This window comes from Leptolyngbya sp. 7M, assembly GCF_018128485.1.
In genome coordinates this window covers 1,698,571-1,714,015 of the sequence record NZ_CP070897.1, presented here as the reverse complement: position 1 = coordinate 1,714,015, position 15,445 = coordinate 1,698,571, and the positions used below count along the sequence as shown (strand labels likewise).

Genomic DNA, 15,445 nt, shown 5'->3' with positions numbered 1-15,445 from the left:
TACGCCCAAAACTCGACGTACTCAAACACCCTCCTAAGTGAGTCTGTAAAATATTTTGTGTCAAAGGGTAAAACAGTCTGAAAAGACCAGTAATGTTGATTATCCTAACGAGGACACCCGAATGACTATTCGACCCGAATTGCTTGATGAACTGCTCAAAGACTACGCTAAACCTGAAGACCTAGTTGGCGAAGGCGGACTGCTCAAACAGCTTACTAAAGCGCTGGTAGAACGCTGCCTGGAAACAGAGATGGATGTTCATCTGGACGACCCAAAATACAAGACAGAGAAAAAAGCTAGAGGCGACCGTCGTAACGGACATTCTCAGAAGACAATCAAAGGTGAGTTTGGACAAGCCACGCTTGAGATGCCCCGCGGCCGCAACGGCGAATTCGAGCCAGTCATCATTAAAAAGGGACAGACGCGCTTTGATGGCTTTGATGGCAAGATTCTCTCCCTGTACGGGCGTGGTATGACCACCCGTGACATCCAAGCCCAGCTCAAAGACATGTATGGCGTAGAAGTCTCAGCCACGCTAATTAGCGAAGTGACTGATGCGGTGATTGATGCGGTTAAGACCTGGCAGGCTCGCTCCCTAGCAGCGGTGTATCCCCTGATGTGGCTGGATGCGATAGTCGTCAAGGTCAGAGAGAATGGACGGGTGATCAACAAAGCAATTCACTTAGTGTTGGCAGTCAATCTCAAGGGTGAGAAGGAATTGCTGGGGATGTGGATCACCCAAAGCGAGGGAGCCAAATTCTGGATGCAGGGACTGACGGACTTAAAGTGTAATAGATCAAACTTAATCTGACAGAGGGGAGTTAGCGGACACTGACAAAGGGTGTCAGATGTGTCTCACTTACTGCCTTTTTCTCTCCGTACTCTCTCTTGTTCTTTGCTTCATCCTCTATCTTATCCTCATATTGCCGCTCTATCATCTTCTGCTGCACAATCTGCTTGCTATCAAGGAATGTCTGCATCGGCGTCTTGCCATAGCAGTAGCGCCCTGAATGAGGACGGGTACAGTTGTATGAATCTAGCCAATCATCGACATCTTGCTGCAACTGCTCGACGCTTGTGTAGATCTTTTTGCGAAACGCAATCTGATAGAACTCCTCTAAGATCGTGCGGTGAAACCGCTCACAAATGCCATTGGTTTGGGGTGACTTTGCCTTGGTGCGGGTGTGGTCAATGTCCTCAATGGCTAAGTACAACTGATATTCGTGGTGTTCCACATTGCCACAATACTCAGAGCCTCGGTCAGTCAAAATTCTCAGCAGGGGCACATCCTGCGACTCAAAGAAGGGCAGCACTCGGTCGTTGAGCAGGTCTGCCGCAGTCAGTGCCGTTTTGCTCTCGTAGAGTTTGACTATCGCCACTCGTGAGTAGGTATCAATGAAGGTTTGCTGGTAGATGCGTCCCACTCCTTTGAGCGTGCCCACAGAGAAGGTGTCTTGGGAACCAAGATAGCCAGGGTGTTCTGTCTCGATTTCACCGTGGGCTTCCTTCTCCTGTTTTGCCTTCTCCAGGGCTTTGAGTTGGGCTTCTGTGAGAATCAAATTGTCCTGGGCTGACTTAGCTTCTAGCGCTTTGAGTCGTTTTTGAAACGTTTCGAGGTCATGACGTAGCCAGATGGAGCGCACTCCCCCCGGCGAAACCAGAATGCCTTGCTTCTTCAACGCGTTCGAGACGCGCACTTGCCCATAAGCGGGTTGCTCAATGGCAAAGTCCACCACCGCTTGTTCGATGGGTGCCTCAACTCGGTTCTTCAGACAGGGCTTCTTGCGGCTGATTTCTTGGAGTGCGGTTTCACCGCCCGTGTCATAGAGTTGTTTGAAGCGATAGAAGCTGTCTCTAGAGACGCCCATCACTTTGCAAGCTTGAGAGACATTGCCCAGCATCTTGGCGAGATTAAGCACACCCAGTTTGTTTTGGATAATTTTGTCTTGTGTGTTCATTGTGACACCTCTGTTCTATGCTAAGTTTACTAGAAGTGTCAGATTAAGTCTTGTCTATTACAGTTTATTCGTTTCAGCCTCTACCTTGAGTCAACTGCAAGCTTCAATTCGAGAAATCCATTTGCCAAGCCTGGTCAACAACTCTCATTTTGTGCTATTTTGATAAAGCTGGAAATTTTGCACGCCCTTAAATCTGGTTGATGCTCGCCGATAGCATAATCCGAGATTAAGCAGCTTGAGATTAGTGGTTCGAAATTAGTAGTTTGAAGTAAAAGATACAAGGCTCAGTAGCTCAGTGGTTAGAGCAGGGGACTCATAAGCCCAAGGTCGCAGGTTCAAATCCCGCCTGAGCCATCGAAATTTCAAGACTTACAAGCCTCTCAAGCAGGGGCTTGTAGCTTTTTTATTGGGTATTTTTGGAGCGATTTAGGGCAAACATTGGGGTAGGATTGGGGTAAAAATTTGGTGGAAAGTGGGCTATAAGTACAGATGTATCGTTCATCCTCACACGGAGAATTGCCATGTACTCTCAAAGCTCAAAACCCTCTCAGAGTAAAGCTCCAAGTGGTTCCGTCCAGATCAAGATCTCTAATGAACGCCTGCAACTGGTGTTTACCTATGCAGGCAAGCGAAAATATTTATCTCTAGGGTTGTGGGATTCCCCTGCAAATTGGAAAGTCGCAGAAGCGAAAGCTAAGCTGATTGAGGCAGACATGATTTACGAGCGATTTGACCCGACCCTAGAGAAATATAGAGTACGATCGTCGCTCACTGTACCTACGCCAACCGTTACTCCGATCGCTCCTGTCCCAACGTTGGCTGAACTATGGGAACAGTATACTCAATACCGATCCACCCAAATTTCTGCCAGCACGTTAGTGCGAGATTATGGCAAGGTCGCTAAACAACTCAAGCAAGTCCCTTACTCTGTTGACAATGCAGTCGGTGTGAGGGATTGGTTACTCAAGCAATATAGCAGTGAGGTCGTGCGACGAACGTTGGTGCAGCTCAATGCTTGCTGTAGTTGGGCAGTGAAGTCAGGTCTCATCGCCCAAAATCCTTTTGCTGGGATGCAACGAGACATTAAGCGCAGCAAACGAGAGACCGATCGCACTCCTTTTCGAGTTGAGGAACGAGATGCCATTCTCGCAGCGTTTGAGCAAAATACCTACTCGCCAAAATACGCACCGACCTGTCACTCGTACTATTTACCCTACGTCAAATTTTTGTTCATGACGGGCTGTAGACCGGAAGAAGCGGCTGCCCTCAAGTGGAAAACACATTCAGGGAGATTGCGAGCGCATCCGATTTGAAGAGTCGATTCCTAGTGACACCCGAATTCAGGGAGAAACGAAGACCCACAAGATTCGGACATTTCCTTGTAACCAGAGCCTTCAAGCTTTCTAGATTTCAAGAAAGCCAGAGATTATTTCGCGGGATAGTTTGGTGTTTCCTGCCCCTAAAGGTGGAGTGCTGGATACTCACAATTTTCTCAACCGGGTTTGGCAGCCCGTAGTGAACGCATTGGTAGAAGCTGGAAAGGTGCAGCAGTACTTACCTCAGTACAATGCTCGTCACACCTTCATCACATTAATGCTGGATGCCGGTGTGGATGCCAAAGATGTAGCAAGGTGGGTGGGCAATAGCCCAGAGATTATCTACAAGCACTATGCAGGGAATATTCGGGATTTGTCAGTGCCAGAGGTCTAGCCAACATCAGTTACTTTGTAGGATCAGGGTGCTTTCCCTCTTCCTGTATTCCCTACTCTTTGCTCCCTTGGCTTCTGTTCCTAAGGCTATTGAATATTTGTCCAACAGGTTTGAGGTGATGGACTAAACCCAACGTGTGATTCCTAAAAATGGCGAAGCATCAATAGACTGCCACCTCTCAGCACTTAATACCAGGTAAACTACGCATTCGTGCTTTGCTTCATCTGTAACAACAAGAAGTTTCAATCACCGCTTGAATTTTAATCGCTCTAGTGCATTCGAGTTGCCAGGTTTACATCATCTAATACCCCAAAGCCATCATTAATGGATATTATTGGTTAGAAATTGAACTATACTTAATTGAGGTTTGATCAATCTGATTACCCACCTCAAAACAGGCGAGATAGCTTGATGCCAAAGCTTTTCTCAAGACTATACGGAATCCTAATTGTAGAAACTTAACCTTTAATGAGTTGACCGTACTTTGATGGCTTGCTACCATCCTAATATAACCATATCAACTGAATACTAACCAAAATCCATCAATCTTTTCAAGAAGCAAGATCTTGCTTTTGCCATGAATATTCTTGCATCGAAAGAGTAATGAGCATTGATCTGATGCTGGAAATTAAACAGGTTGCATCCCATCAGTACACCGCTACAAATAGAGGCAGATGAGTTCTGCTAGTAATGGCTGGCAACGCGAATTGAAATTACATCATGCTTTTGCTGCCTCTCGACTGACGAAAATCGAGCAACTTCATGGAGGCTCTATGAGTCCATCTAACAGCTCGGCAGGCATATCCCTGCATAACCATGAGCCATTTCGCTTTGTCAAGAAGCGAGAGATTTCAAAATTGACGGGTCTCTCTGGCGATACCCTCAAGAAGTATCGCCTTTCAGGATTATTGTGTGAAGACATTCACTGGATTCGCATTAACTCCAAAGTTGTCCTTTACAATCTGCCTCTGATGCTCGATTGGCTGCAAAACATTCATGATCCACAGGCACACCAACGCGCTATTGAAGCTTACATGACATCACTGCTCTCGCGCCAACGATCGCACCGCTGCTTTTGTGGCAAAGTACACGCTTCCCATTGCTGCCCCCTTCTCATGGACGGCTGATGCGTTTAAGATAACGCCTGCCCCTTCATTCAAGAGTTCAGCCAGTTTCTGCACCAAATGGTCAAAGTTTTTGAGGGCAGCGTATGACCAACCTTGAAATTATTCAGGAGTTGTATCGAGCTTTCCGTGAGAAGGATTATGATGCTTTTCTACGAATCTGCACGTCTGTATCTTAGATAGATTCTTGATCTTGAATGGATTCTGTAGAGACGGTTAGCCTAGTCCAAATCGACGAATGAAAAAGCGATCGGGAATGTTACCTTCTTCTCCGGGGATGAGACGATGACGAATCTGGGATTCTGTCACCCAAATTTCTGTCCCAACTAGCGTCAGATTGACGGGTGATTGGAGATCAGAGGCCAATGTCTCGATTGGTTTGGGATTCGTTCCAGGCGCAAAGATATTGATGCGTAGAAGCTGACCCTTGCCGCTGGTCATTGCCCCTTCGGTCAGGATTAGAGAGCCATCGGGGGCAAACTGCATGCCGTCTGGGTTTTCAAGCGCGTCCTGCCTTTTCAAGGCTTGGAACGCGTCGGCGCATATCCTCAAATCCATCTCCGTAAGCTTCATCGTAACTAATATACCGGATCTCGCTTCGGCTGCCCGTCAACTCGATCGCTTTTTCCGCAAGGCCCAATATAGTTGTTTCTTCGCTGTTACCGAGATTGATCACTTGTCCGAAACATTGCGGTGTTTCCAGCATCTTTGCCAGCCCCTCTACAACGTCATGAACGTGGCCGAAACAACGCGACTGCGTTCCGTCTCCAAAGACCGTTAGCGGCTCATTCTTGATCGCAGAATGTACAAACCTCGGAACGACCATACCGTATTGGCCGGTCTGCCGTGGCCCGACAGTATTGAAAAGACGAACTACGACGACTGGAAGCCGGGTTTCCTTAAAGTGTGCAAGGGCAAGGAATTCGTCGAGCGTTTTGGCACAGGCGTATGCCCAGCGATGCTTATCTGTCGCACCGGTCAAAAGATCATCTTCCTCGCTGAAGGGAACCTTCGCACCTTTCCCGTAAACCTCGGAGGTGCTTGGGATCAATACACGCTTTCGATATCGCGAACAGAACTTTAGAACAACGTCGGTGCCGTGAAATATAGTTTCGATGGTTTTTACGGGCTGTTCCATTATCAGCCGGACGCCGACCGCACTGGCCATATGAAATACCCGGTCGGTTTCCCGGACAAGCTCTTCCATCAACTCCTGATTAAGAACCGTATCTATGATCAGTCGGAAGCGTTCGTGGCCTTCTAGATGTTCGACATTCGAATAACGCCCTGTCGAAAGATCATCGAGCACCGTGATCTCGTGTCCTTGTTCAATAAGTTTGTCTGCAAGATGGCTGCCGACAAAGCCGGCACCGCCTGTGATAAGGATCTTCATAATTATTTATTATTTTGCTGCTGTTCTTGCTAGCACGCCGCTGAAGTAGGCAACAGTTCTCTTGAGCCCTTCTGCCAGACCCACTTTCGGTTCCCATCCGAGCAGATCCCGTGCTCGTTCAATATTTGGTCTCCGTTGCTTTGGGTCATCTTGGGGAAGCGGCAAGTACTTTATTTTTATGTTTTTAGCCGTGGCTTTTCCGACCTCTTTCGCGAGCTCGTTCATAGTGAATTCGCCGGGGTTTCCAAGGTTTACGGGAAGGTGGATATCCTGACCTTCGGCATTCATTAACCGAATTATTCCTTCAACAAGATCGCTGACATAACAAAAAGAGCGCGTCTGCGAACCATCGCCATAAATGGTCAATTCATCGCCCCGCAAGGCCTGTACAACGAAATTCGAGACCACGCGCCCGTCATTTTCGAGCATTCGCTCACCGTAAGTATTGAAAATACGAACTATGCGGGTATCCACCCCGTTTTGTCGGTTGTAATCCATCATCAGTGTTTCGGCGACGCGCTTGCCCTCGTCATAACAAGAACGGAGGCCAATGGGATTCACATTTCCCCAATAATCCTCTGTTTGCGGATGGATCAGCGGGTCACCATACACCTCGCTTGTCGATGCTTGGAGTATCCTTGCCTTAACGCGTTTTGCCATGCCAAGCATATTGATCATTCCCATCACGCTGGTCTTGACTGTCTTTACAGGGTTGTATTGGTAGTGGACCGGGGACGCAGGGCATGCCAGGTTATAGATCTGATCGACCTCAAGCAATATCGGTTCGGTAACGTCATGGCGAACTAGCTCAAAACTCTTGTTATCCATCAAATGAATAACGTTTGCCTTTCTGCCAGTAAAGAAATTGTCGAGGCAGATAACCTCGTTTCCTTCATTCAAAAGCCGCTCGCAAAGATGTGAGCCGATGAATCCGGCACCGCCGGTTACTAAGATTCGCATGTTTAACTTATCTGGGCCACGAAGAAAACCTTTCCGCAGGTTATGCGTATTATCACCGAAGCGAATTTTTTAATCAATTCCGATGTTTCGAGCCGCTAACGGTCACGAAGGGTTGGATATGGTGTGGTTAGACCAGTTCATTACAAATCTTTACATAGGTGGGTCTTGCACGCGCCATTACCTTGCTCGAAAATAATCAAATACCGAAAATGTTCATCAGGAGATCTTATCTTATGTTCAAAAAGCAGTTACTTGTATTCTCAGTAATTTTGAGTATGTTTGCCCCGGCGCTGTCGGTAGCAAACGCAACATCTTCGTTCGATCCGGCAACCATCGATAAGATCCGTGACGAGGGAATGAATCGTTCACAGGCGATGGCGACCATGAAATACCTCAGCGATGTAATCGGAGCACGGCTTACCAATTCTCCGAAGCAGCGGCTCGCTAACAAATGGACCAAAGAGCAGCTTGAAAAGTGGGGAATGAAGAATGCGATGATCGACCCGTGGGGCGAATTCGGCCGCGGCTGGGAATTGAAGCGCTACACTTCAAGCGTGATGGCAGGCGATGAGTTTGTTGCATTCCGTGCTTATCCGAAGGCTTGGTCGCCCTCAACGAACGGCGCGATCACTGGTGATGTAGTTTACGTTGATGCAACAGACGAAGCCGGGCTCGAAAAATACAAGGGCAAACTGAAAGGCGCGATCGTTTGGATGACGCCTGCACGCGAAGTGGAACCGGGTTTTCGTCCTATTGCGTCACGGGTTTCTAATGAAGAACTCGCCCGGCTTGAAGCTGCTTCTGTTGAAGATAATCTCCAACAGAATCGAGGCCGTCCCGCACAGGCTCCTCCGGCAAATGCGGCCGCTGCTCAGCAATTTGCACAGCGGAAGTACCGGTTTTACTTTGAAGAAGGAGCAGCGGTCCTTGTTGAGCCCAGCAATGGCACCGATTCCGGAACCATTCGTGTGATGGGAGCAACTCCTGCCCCGCAGGCACCAAATGCAACTCCGCAACCGGGCCCGGGCGGTTTTGGCGGAATGCGTGTTTATTCCAAAGGTGCCGCTCCGACGATCCCACAGCTTGTCGCCGAGACGGAACAGTATAACCGTATCTACCGGCTTCTAAGGGCGGGCACACCGGTTAAGATGACCGTGGATCTGCAGGTAGAATTCTACGAGGACGATCTACAAGGATACAACACGATCGCCGAGATACCCGGAACCGACCTTGCCGACGAGGTCGTGATGATCGGCGGGCATCTTGATTCATGGCACAGCGGCAATGGCTCTACCGATAACGGGGCGGGCGTAACCGTTGCGATGGAGGCGATGCGCATCCTGGCGGCATCGGGTGTGAAACCGCGACGGACGATCCGTGTCGGGCTCTGGACGGGTGAAGAGCAGGGACTTCTTGGTTCTCGTGGTTATGTTGCCAAGAACTTCGGCGAACTTGAACCGCCAACGCCGGGCGTTCCCGCGGCGCAGCGAAAGGTTATCAAGAAACCGGCTTACGATAAATTCTCCGCATACTACAACTTGGATAACGGAACCGGCCAGATCCGCGGCATAAATATGCAGGGAAATGAGAATCTGCGTCCGATCTTCCGCGAATGGTTCGGGCCTTTCAATGACATCGGGGCCTCGACCGTAAGCGTTAATTCGGTCGGAGGAACAGACCACCTTGCATTCGACGGGATCGGACTGCCCGGATTTCAGTTCATTCAGGATCCGATCGAGTACTTTGGCCGTACTTGGCATACAACACAGGATGTTGCCGACCGAACGCTTGAAGAGGACCTGAAACGCTCGGCAGTTATTATGGCGGCGTTTGCTTACAACACAGCTATGATGGACACGAAGCTACCGCGAAAACCGGAACCAGGAATGGCAGGTATCGCCTCACTGCTTCCCAATTTTGACCTTTTGGCACTTACAGACGAGGCAGCCTTTAGGAACTTGGGATTCGGTTACCAGATATGTGGCCACGATATTCATCGTAATGAGTTGCCGGATGGCTTCCCTTCGATCTTTGCATTGTCGCGTTCGGTGCATGATCATTCCGATCACGCGGAATGACAATAGCCCGCACACAATATCCAAAAGGCCACCCTCAAAAAGGTGGTCTTTTTTCTATCAAATGGTTGCGGTGATAATGTCCGATCCCAAGGTCAGGCAGTTATCATCACTGCTTTCGTTCCCGTTAACTCTGAGAAATCTTTGGAATAGATCGCCTCGACCTTCCGCAGTTTGCCTATCGATTCGACAAGTTCCTGTGTAGAAACGAATGTGTTCTCGACGTGCGCGATCGCCCAGGTCTTTAGATGCCCGGCTCTCGTTAGCGTTTCCGCGAGCATATTCAGATACTGCGATTTGGTCTCGACCTGTGAGCCCAGCTTTCCTGCCCGTTGAGCATTCAGATCGGCCCAAAACGAATTTCCTCCGCGAAGCCATTCTTCACGCCAGACCGCATCTGGAGTAAAACCGCCGCCGCCAATCCCAGAGACAGGTAATCTTAAGAACATTAGGTCACCTGTGGCTTCCGCAATAAAATCATCCGTGTTTACATTATGGCAGGAATTATTCTGGCCATTGTTGACAGGTGACGGCATAGCCAGCCACAACCGTCGAAATACAGATGAAAGCGGCTGCCGAAGCTCGCGCGTTTCCTCGTCAAATGACCGCACATACTCACCGACCTGGAAGACCAGATCGGCGCCAAGGGCAAATTTGAACGGTGAACCAAGACGGTCCAGATTTGTTCGAATATTGTCGAACCACCAGCAATCTATCTCCGCGAACCAGTTTTTCAATGCCGGATTGCGAAGTTTGTGTCCAGGAACATATACGTCATTCAGGATCTCATTGACGTCCTCCTCGCTAAGGACCTCGGAACCGTTCTGAACATATGCAACCGATCGCGTGTAGGCGGACTGAAGCATATCGTTAGTCGAAACCCGGGCACCGCGCCGTTTTAGCGCTACCGCGATGGCCGGATCGGAAGTGAACGGGATAGCAACTGACTTGAACTCCAGCCGTGCGAGGACATTTTGCTCAAACCCAAGCCACCCCTTTGGTGCCGAATATATCTCCATTATCTTAATTCTGTGATCGTTCGCGGATAAATGCAATTGTGATGACGTCGATAGCCGCAACTTCGCTGGATGTGATAAATCTGTTAGTTTTTATTAAATGACTGATATTGTATCCCATAGCGGCTATGTTGCATTGATCGGACGGCCTAACGCCGGAAAATCAACGCTTCTCAACCGTATCGTGGGAGAAAAAATAGCAGCCGTATCGAACAAGCCCCAGACCACACGCCACGAGATAAAAGGTATTTACACGTCCGAAAGAGGGCAGGCGGTCTTTATCGACACTCCGGGTGTACACAAACCCGGACATCTTTTAAATCGGCGAATGATGGCAGCCGTTAACGATGCCCTTTTATCTGTGGATCTTGTTGTATTGATGCGCGATGCAAGCGTTTCGACCGGCAATGGCGACCGTTTCGTCCTTGAGATGGTAAAACGATCAGCAAAACCCGCGATCCTTGTTCTCAACAAGATAGATAAGATCAAGAAAAAGGCGGAGCTGCTTCCGCTGATCGAGCTTTACAGAACTGAGTATGAATTTCAAGAAGTCATTCCCGTCTCTGCTCTCAAGGATGAGGCTGTTGATGTTTTACTCGATTTGATAATTGAACATTTACCGTCTGGCTCGCCGCTATTTGAAGGAGATGAATTAACGGACCAATCAATGCGTACCATCGCAGCCGAAATGGTCCGCGAGAAGATACTGCAGAACACCGGTGAGGAGATCCCGTATGTAACGGCGGTTGTTACCGAAAGATGGGATGAGACCGATCCCGAACGGCCAAACATCTACTGCGCGATCTATGTTGAACGGGAATCTCAAAAAGGCATCATTATCGGAAAAGGCGGGGTTAAGCTGAAAAAGATAGGTACAGAAGCAAGGGCAGACATCGAATCATTGCTCGGCCGCCAGGTGAATTTGCAGCTTTTTGTGAAAGTTGTCGAGGACTGGCGAAATAGTGAGAGTCGTCTTGACGAGATAGGAGTTCGTTCGAGGTCGGGCAAATGAACGAGGTAAAAGGCACATGGTCGTACATATCGGTCTTGTCTAGGCCAGAGGCCGCGGAGGCCGTTGAACATGCACTTGATATGCATGGCTCAATTGGAAGCAGTTCCGACCGTTTGGGCAAAAAGGATGCCCGATCAATGATAACGATCGGTTACTTTGATGAAGTGACGGATGTTTCAGAGTTCCGCACCTTGCTTGAAACAACACTAAATGAATTGGGTGTGTCGTTTGATGCGATACTTGATATCGAAGCTGGCATACAGGAAGAGAGGGACTGGCTTGCGGAATGGAAAAAGTATTGGAAACCGACGCAGATCGGACGCTTTTTGGTTTGTCCGCCTTGGGAAGATGTCGAACCGGACGGCAGCATTCTCATTCGCATCGAACCGAATATGGCATTCGGGACCGGCACTCACCCGACCACGCAGCTTTGTTTGCTTGAGATCGAAAGGTTGCTTATGCCGGATGACCACGTGCTCGATGTCGGCACCGGCACGGGCATACTCGCGATAGCGGCGGCATTGCTTAAGCGTGATGAGTCAAAAAGCTTTTTGAGTCAAACAGGAAACAGAAAAACCAGTGAACTTCAACCGCAAGCTCAGCCAGGATCCTCTCACACGATCGTTGCCATTGAGGCAGATGCGGCTTCATTGAAGATCGCTCGCGACAACGCCGACCTAAATGATGTTGCAGCCGATATTGAGTTTATTGGCAGTTCCCGCATCGAAACGAAAAGAAGGTTTGACGTTGTGATCGCGAATTTGACGATCGACGTCATCATCCCGCTGTTGGATGATCTGCTCGCGACGACATTACGCATACTTATACTTTCCGGCATTCTGGCGGAGCAGGAAGATCAGATACTGATGGAGCTGGAACGACGCTCGGTCACATCTGTAAGGTCAAAACAATTAGGTGAGTGGATATCCGTAACAGTAATGATGTAGGCGGTTTCCATTACTTTTCCGGCTTTGGCACCGCGATAGGGATCTCATTCGAAGCCGAAATGTTGCTAGTCGCCGTCGGCCGTATGCCGTATCTCGAAGGTCTCGGACTCGAAAAGACGAAGGTCGTCGTAAATCCTCGCGGCACCGTAAAGGTAAATGAGTTTTGCGAAACCGACGAGCCTAACGTTTACGCCATCGGCGACGTCATCGACACCGCCTGGCTCGCGCACCTCGCCTCGAAGGAAGGCATCCTCGTTGTCGAAAAGATTGCCGGCAAAAAGGTTGAGCCGATCAAACAGAACCTCGTCCCGAACTGCACCTATTGCGACCCCGAAGTCGCAAGCGTCGGCCTGACCGAAGAAAAGGCGAAAGAAGCCGGCTATGACGTGAAGGTCGGCAAGTTTCCATTCTCAGCCTCGGGCAAGGCACGCATCCTCGGCGAGACCGACGGCTTTGTTAAGATCGTCTCAGAGAAAAAATACGATGAGGTGCTCGGCGTCCACATCATCGGCCCGCACGCGACCGAACTGCTCGCCGAAGCCTGCGTCGCCATGACTCTGGAAACGACCGCAGACGAGCTCGGCCGCGTCATCCACGCACACCCAACCGTCAGCGAATCCGTTATGGAAGCCGCCGAAGGCGTCCACGACCTCACGATTCATATGTAGGGTCAGGGTAGCTGTCCTGTGAAGGTCGACATCATAATCAGATAGTTGACAATAAAAGAATTTGTAACTATACTCGTTACAGTTATGGCGGCGAATAGTCAGTTCTCGATGGCGGTGCACGTATTGGCGATGCTGGCCGGTTCGCGCGACGAGAATGTCAAATCTGATCGCATCGCAACAAGCGTAAACACCAATCCAGTGGTCATACGCAGGCTGCTTAGCCAGTTAAGTCAGGCGAAGCTGGTCGTATCACAGACAGGTGCCACAGGCGGAACGCGATTGGCCCGTTGCCCGAACGAGATCACGCTCTCGGAGATCTATAAGGCGGTTTCCTGCGGAGAGGTTTTTGCACTCCGGCCCACATCTCCAAACAAGGATTGTCCTGTTGGCCGGAATATCGAAGCTGTCCTTTGCAATCTGCAGAAGGAGATAGACAAGAGCATAGATCAAAAGCTTGCCGGATATACGCTTCAAAGCATTTTTGATGAGGTTGCGACGAAGGCGGCATAAAAATTTTACCCTGATCTGTAGCAGACACAGTTACAAACAGATCAGATTTTCGAGCCTGGGAAGTTTTCGAGCAAGGGAGGTCATATGTGCAGAACATATGCAGAATGCGCAGCAAATCCGCACGGACCGGCGACGGTTCTCTTGAATCTGTCCTCGGAGTTGATGCGTCTTTATCCGGTGATACTTAGGATCAGCCTGTTTCTACAGCGCTTGGTTCAGTGATATTTTGATAAGAATACAGATGACAAGGAGTAGTTTGATGAAATATACCTCATTGATTGTTATTGCCCTTTCACTTTTTGTCGCGGCCTGTGAGGATCCGGCCGCGAACAAGCCGGCCGCGACCGTTTCTGAATCGGTCAACTCACAACCAACAGCTCAACCTGTCAACACGGCACCTAAACCGGAGATCCGCGGCGATGCTCTTGCGGTTGCGCCGGACAACTCCAAGATAGAGTTTGTCGGTTCGAAAGTTACCGGAAAGCACGATGGTGGTTTCAATCAGTTTACCGGCACTATCGATCTTGTGAACGGCAAGGCTGAAGATAGCAGCGTTTTTGTCGAGATCGATATGGCTTCGGTCTTCACAGATGCTGACGGACTTACAGAGCACTTAAAAAAGGCCGATTTCTTCGATGTTGAGAAATTCCCAAAGTCGTCCTTCCGTTCGACCAAGATCGTAGCTGATACGGCAAAGGGAGCCGACAGCTTCAACGTAGCCGGCGATCTCACGCTTCATGGTGTTACAAGATCGATAAGTTTTCCTGCCACGATCAAGATCAGCGAGCATGAAGTAATGGTTAATGCCGAGTTTTCGGTCAACAGGAAAGATTTCGGTATCAACTATGCCGGAATGGCGAATGACCTTATTCGCGATCTAGTTGTTATCAAGCTCGATCTGAAAACACCTCGCAAAAACTAGAGGCTTGCCGCAACGGAACGGTGGGATGCTGTATTGTCTTCTGTCTTCTCAACACGCAGCAAGCTGTTCCGTTGCGGTATCCACCAGATGAAAGCATTTGAGATAAGAGAGTTCGGGATCGAAAAGCTTGCCTTGGTCGATCGTGAGGTTCCGAAGCCGGGGCCGCGGGACGTATTGGTCCGGCTAAGAGCGGCTTCGCTGAACTACCGCGACTATATGGTCGTTAGCGGAACCTATAACCCGCGAATGAAGCTTCCGGCAGTTCCGCTTTCTGACGGTGCCGGCGAGATCGTTGAGGTGGGAAGTGAGATCACCGAGTGGAAACCGGGCGACCGCGTGATGCCGTTGCTTGTACAGAAGTGGTTCGATGGTCCTCCATCGGCCGAGAAGCGACGGACGTCATTAGGCGCCGGCGCGGACTGGGATGGCGTGTTGAGGGAATTCGCTTGTTTCGATGCGGATTCGGTTCTCAGTATTCCCGACCACCTCTCGTTCGAAGAAGCCTCAACACTTCCTTGTGCTGCACTAACTGCTTGGAACGCTTTATTGGTCAGCGGAAAGATCCGGCCGGGACAGAGCGTCCTTACGTTAGGAAGCGGCGGCGTATCGATCTTCGCCCTTCAATTCGCTAAGCTTGCCGGAGCTTTCGTGATATCGACGTCAAGTGATGATGAAAAGCTCGCACGGTTAAAGCAACTTGGCGCTGATGAGGTCATCAACTATCGTGCGGAAGTGACATGGGACAAAAAGGTAATTGAGCTTACCGGCGGGAGCGGTGTTGATCATGTTGTAGAGGTGGGCGGTGCTGGGACGCTCCCACGTTCGGTCAATGCCGCGGCGTTCGGAGGACATATCGCGATGATCGGAGCATTAAGTGAAGGACAATCATTTGACCCGATCCAGGCATTTATGAAAGCTGTTCGACTTCAGGGCATTTTTATCGGTTCGAAAAAGATGTTTTTGGAAATGAATAAGGCGATCGCGGCAAATGAATTTCATCCAGTCATCGATCGAATGTTCAATATGGAAGAGATAGGCGATGCTTTGGAGTATCTGAAAGGTGGATCGCATTTCGGAAAGTTAGTGATCCGGATACAGTAGATACAGTAGATGCCGGAAAGCATCGGATGGCCTACACGTCACTATCCGA

The 15,445-nt window shown here is 49.5% G+C and carries 17 protein-coding genes and 1 tRNA gene; 13 read left to right on the top strand and 5 right to left on the bottom strand.

Features of this window, described 5'->3' with window-relative positions; translation table 11 throughout:
- Positions 1-121 precede the first annotated feature (121 nt).
- Positions 122-811, top strand: a complete 690-nt coding sequence (locus JVX88_RS08160) for an IS256 family transposase (protein WP_211626840.1) — start codon at positions 122-124, stop codon at positions 809-811.
- A gap of 10 nt (positions 812-821) precedes the next feature.
- Here the strand turns inward: JVX88_RS08160 and JVX88_RS08155 are convergent, their stop codons facing one another.
- Positions 822-1,958 (bottom strand): IS481 family transposase, encoded by a 1,137-nt coding sequence (locus JVX88_RS08155; protein WP_225931359.1) that lies wholly within the window; start codon positions 1,956-1,958, stop codon positions 822-824.
- A gap of 281 nt (positions 1,959-2,239) precedes the next feature.
- On the opposite strand from JVX88_RS08155, the gene JVX88_RS08150 reads away from it, so the two are divergent.
- The 4 genes from JVX88_RS08150 (at position 2,240) to JVX88_RS42960 (ending at position 4,795) form a co-directional block, all read left to right on the top strand.
- Positions 2,240-2,312: transfer RNA gene (locus tag JVX88_RS08150), tRNA-Met, on the top strand.
- Positions 2,313-2,479: 167 nt separating this feature from the next.
- On the top strand, positions 2,480-3,271 hold the full coding sequence (locus JVX88_RS08145; protein ID WP_211626839.1) for an Arm DNA-binding domain-containing protein: 792 nt from the start codon (positions 2,480-2,482) through the stop codon (positions 3,269-3,271).
- 133 nt (positions 3,272-3,404) lie between these two features.
- Positions 3,405-3,668, top strand: a complete 264-nt coding sequence (locus tag JVX88_RS08140; RefSeq protein WP_211626838.1) for a hypothetical protein — start codon at positions 3,405-3,407, stop codon at positions 3,666-3,668.
- A gap of 674 nt (positions 3,669-4,342) precedes the next feature.
- Positions 4,343-4,795, top strand: a complete 453-nt coding sequence (locus JVX88_RS42960) for a hypothetical protein (RefSeq protein ID WP_263975477.1) — start codon at positions 4,343-4,345, stop codon at positions 4,793-4,795.
- A gap of 213 nt (positions 4,796-5,008) precedes the next feature.
- Here the strand turns inward: JVX88_RS42960 and JVX88_RS08130 are convergent, their stop codons facing one another.
- From JVX88_RS08130 to JVX88_RS08120, 3 genes are read right to left on the bottom strand one after another with little or no spacing between them, the layout of a single operon-like run.
- Positions 5,009-5,314 (bottom strand): hypothetical protein, encoded by a 306-nt coding sequence (locus JVX88_RS08130; protein ID WP_211626837.1) that lies wholly within the window; start codon positions 5,312-5,314, stop codon positions 5,009-5,011.
- Positions 5,292-6,185: an NAD-dependent epimerase/dehydratase family protein gene (locus JVX88_RS08125; RefSeq protein WP_211626836.1), complete on the bottom strand. Its 894-nt coding sequence runs from the start codon at positions 6,183-6,185 to the stop codon at positions 5,292-5,294. The genes JVX88_RS08130 and JVX88_RS08125 overlap by 23 nt, the downstream gene beginning before the upstream one ends.
- Positions 6,186-6,194: 9 nt before the next feature.
- Positions 6,195-7,145 carry a UDP-glucuronic acid decarboxylase family protein gene (locus JVX88_RS08120; protein ID WP_211626835.1) on the bottom strand — a complete coding sequence of 317 codons (951 nt, stop codon included), beginning with the start codon at positions 7,143-7,145 and terminating at the stop codon, positions 6,195-6,197.
- A 233-nt stretch (positions 7,146-7,378) separates the two neighbouring features.
- Here JVX88_RS08120 and JVX88_RS08115 point away from each other — a divergent pair, with 233 nt between their 5' ends.
- Positions 7,379-9,223: a M20/M25/M40 family metallo-hydrolase gene (locus tag JVX88_RS08115; protein ID WP_211626834.1), complete on the top strand. Its 1,845-nt coding sequence runs from the start codon at positions 7,379-7,381 to the stop codon at positions 9,221-9,223.
- 92 nt (positions 9,224-9,315) lie between these two features.
- Here JVX88_RS08115 and JVX88_RS08110 read toward each other — a convergent pair whose 3' ends face one another.
- A complete protein-coding gene (locus tag JVX88_RS08110) occupies positions 9,316-10,239 on the bottom strand; it encodes a hypothetical protein (RefSeq protein ID WP_211626833.1) in 924 nt (307 codons plus the stop codon).
- Between the two features lie 97 nt (positions 10,240-10,336).
- On the opposite strand from JVX88_RS08110, the gene era reads away from it, so the two are divergent.
- The 7 genes from era (at position 10,337) to JVX88_RS08075 (ending at position 15,396) form a co-directional block, all read left to right on the top strand.
- On the top strand, positions 10,337-11,248 hold the full coding sequence (gene era, locus JVX88_RS08105) for a GTPase Era (RefSeq protein WP_211626832.1): 912 nt from the start codon (positions 10,337-10,339) through the stop codon (positions 11,246-11,248).
- Positions 11,245-12,195 (top strand): 50S ribosomal protein L11 methyltransferase, encoded by a 951-nt coding sequence (locus tag JVX88_RS08100; protein ID WP_211626831.1) that lies wholly within the window; start codon positions 11,245-11,247, stop codon positions 12,193-12,195. The genes era and JVX88_RS08100 overlap by 4 nt, the downstream gene beginning before the upstream one ends.
- Positions 12,168-12,863 (top strand): FAD-dependent oxidoreductase, encoded by a 696-nt coding sequence (locus JVX88_RS08095; RefSeq protein ID WP_225931358.1) that lies wholly within the window; start codon positions 12,168-12,170, stop codon positions 12,861-12,863. Before JVX88_RS08100 ends, JVX88_RS08095 begins: the two co-directional genes overlap by 28 nt.
- An 84-nt stretch (positions 12,864-12,947) precedes the next feature.
- On the top strand, positions 12,948-13,373 hold the full coding sequence (locus JVX88_RS08090; RefSeq protein ID WP_211626829.1) for an Rrf2 family transcriptional regulator: 426 nt from the start codon (positions 12,948-12,950) through the stop codon (positions 13,371-13,373).
- Between the two features lie 84 nt (positions 13,374-13,457).
- Complete coding sequence (locus JVX88_RS08085) at positions 13,458-13,595, top strand: hypothetical protein (protein WP_211626828.1); 138 nt, start codon at positions 13,458-13,460, stop codon at positions 13,593-13,595.
- Positions 13,596-13,632: 37 nt separating this feature from the next.
- Positions 13,633-14,295 carry a YceI family protein gene (locus JVX88_RS08080; protein ID WP_211626827.1) on the top strand — a complete coding sequence of 221 codons (663 nt, stop codon included), beginning with the start codon at positions 13,633-13,635 and terminating at the stop codon, positions 14,293-14,295.
- A gap of 87 nt (positions 14,296-14,382) precedes the next feature.
- Positions 14,383-15,396 carry a zinc-dependent alcohol dehydrogenase family protein gene (locus JVX88_RS08075; protein ID WP_211626826.1) on the top strand — a complete coding sequence of 338 codons (1,014 nt, stop codon included), beginning with the start codon at positions 14,383-14,385 and terminating at the stop codon, positions 15,394-15,396.
- Positions 15,397-15,445 lie beyond the last annotated feature (49 nt).